Below are 2,203 nucleotides of genomic sequence, written 5' to 3' on the forward strand. Positions count from 1 at the left end.
CGCCATGAATTTTTCCCTACTCACAGACAAAAATGAAGATGTTGCAGCAGGTCGCTGCGTAGTACTAAGTGAACCGGGAAGTCGTGATTATTTATATATCTCGGCAATATATGTTGAAGGAAATACAAACAAACCTACGAAATCCCACCCCAACAGATTTGTCGGGCTGGGTCAGCTTCTCTTATTTTCGGCCATAAGATACGGGATGGAGCAGAATATCGAAAACGCCTCATTATTACCGGTAGATGACAGCCAGGGATTTTATTTAAAAATGGGTTTTCATCCGACTATTATCACGGATACAGTGAACAGGATGGTGGTCACCGGGGTGCCGCTCAGTTCGGGTCATGGGAAATTAAATGCAAAATGGCGCGACCATTTCTACAATGCCTCCTTCCTGAACCCGGATTTTCGCGGCCCCAACTGGTCAGGAAATATTCGCAATATTTACTTAAATTTGCGGCATAGAATCATGACTAACTGGACCATTGTCGGGTAACCGAGGTTACGTAAGCACGATAAATGGATGCCATGGTCAATTTATTAGCTCCACGGCATATCTTTATAAGGCAACCACACAACAGGCAGCGTTATTTCAGCTTCCCCAGCGGCTTTTCAGGTAACGCACCGCATCCTGCGTCTGCGGCTGGTTGAGGTAGCTTTCACGGAATAAAATCGTGCCGCTAATTTGTGGTACGGATTCATTCATATCGAGTTGTTTTTTCAGTTCCGGTACGCCACCACTTACCATCCAGTCCGGTTCATTTTTTGACGGTTCGCCCACTTTATACAGCGCCACACCAATATAGAGACGCGTATGAGTGGGCTTTACCACATTAGCCCACCAGTTTGCCAGCACGTCATAACGCGCCGCCTTGCGGGAAAACGGCCAGTACAGTTGCGGCGCAATGTAATCGAGCAAACCCTGCTGCACCCACAAGCGGGTATCCGCATAAGCCTCATCGTAAGCCGCTGCGCCGGAAGTTTGTGAACCCGCCGGATCATGCGACACGTTGCGCCAGACACCTGCCGGACTGACGCCAAATTCCACAGCCGGTTTCAGCTGTTTTATGGTGCGCGAAACCTGCTCAATCAGCATCTGTGTATTGTGACGCCGCCAGTCTGCTTTTGAAGCATAACCCTGACCGTATTTCCGGAACGTCAGGCTATCATCCAGGGCAGAACCCGGTGATTCTGAGTAAAAATAGTCATCAAACTGAACGCCATCAACGGGATAACGCGCGACCACTTCCGCCACGATGCTGGTTATCCAGTCGCGTGCATCAGGAATACCCGGGTCAACCACAAAACGATCGCCGGCAGTTCGGATCCAGTCGCGGTGCAACACGAATACGCTGGCAGGATGCAGCGACAATGTCTGATTCAGTTCCGCCACAGTCGAAGGTTTAGTATTTACAGACACGCGATAAGGATTAAACCAGGCATGGACTTTCATCCCGCGTTTGTGCGCTTCATCGAGCATAAATTGCAGCGGATCATATCCAGGATCCTGACCAATTTTGCCCGTCAGCATATCTGACCATGGCAAAATTTTTGATGGCCAGAACGCCGTGCCGTCAGGCTTCACCTGAAAGAACACCGTATTGATGCCCAGACTTTTGAGCTTGTCGAGCTTGGTAATCAGCGCCTGTTGCTGCTGGCTGATGCGCAATGATGCACTGCCGGCATTCACCGAATTAACCGGTGGCCAGTCGAGGCGGGAAACCGTCGCCAGCCAGACGCCACGCACGGGTTCATGGCCCGATACCGGTTTGTCGGGAAGAGGGTGCCGGGCAACTGGCGGAAGTGGCGTCACCAGGGATTTTGGTGGTGTTGAAGAACAACTGGCCAGTAACAATGCAAGCGTCACAACGGCAGCCGGGTGTTTCAAGGCAGTAATAAACGGAAAATGACGGGAAGAGGCGATAATAAACTCCGGTGGTATCTGGTAGCCGCGCGAAAGGAAACATTTTCTTATTATTGAAGTTAAAGTCAATCACTTAGCGCTGATGCCTGCGTGATAACAAGGAACGCCGCAAACCACCTTATCGTTACAGACGAGTTAGTATACAGGGAGCGCCTCAGCACGATTGAGTGACAGGGCTAACTGTTGCAATATTAACTCACTATTTTCCTGGGGTTAAACCTTACAGGGTGTATTAAATGAAAATACCGAAATTTATTGTGACAGAAAAGGAAGTTC

At 49.6% G+C, this 2,203-nt stretch carries 2 protein-coding genes; one reads left to right on the forward strand and one right to left on the reverse strand.

The features are described 5' to 3' along the window. Positions 1-499, forward strand: a 499-nt coding sequence (locus J1785_RS01525) for a GNAT family N-acetyltransferase (protein WP_217218655.1), incomplete at its 5' end; no start/stop codon positions are given. 96 nt (positions 500-595) lie between these two features. Here J1785_RS01525 and J1785_RS01530 read toward each other — a convergent pair. Then, positions 596-1,930 carry a glycoside hydrolase family 10-like protein gene (locus J1785_RS01530; RefSeq protein ID WP_235174617.1) on the reverse strand — a complete coding sequence of 445 codons (1,335 nt, stop codon included), beginning with the start codon at positions 1,928-1,930 and terminating at the stop codon, positions 596-598. Positions 1,931-2,203: the final 273 nt, after the last annotated feature.

The organism is Rahnella perminowiae, from assembly GCF_019049755.1.
GTDB lineage: Bacteria > Pseudomonadota > Gammaproteobacteria > Enterobacterales > Enterobacteriaceae > Rahnella > Rahnella perminowiae.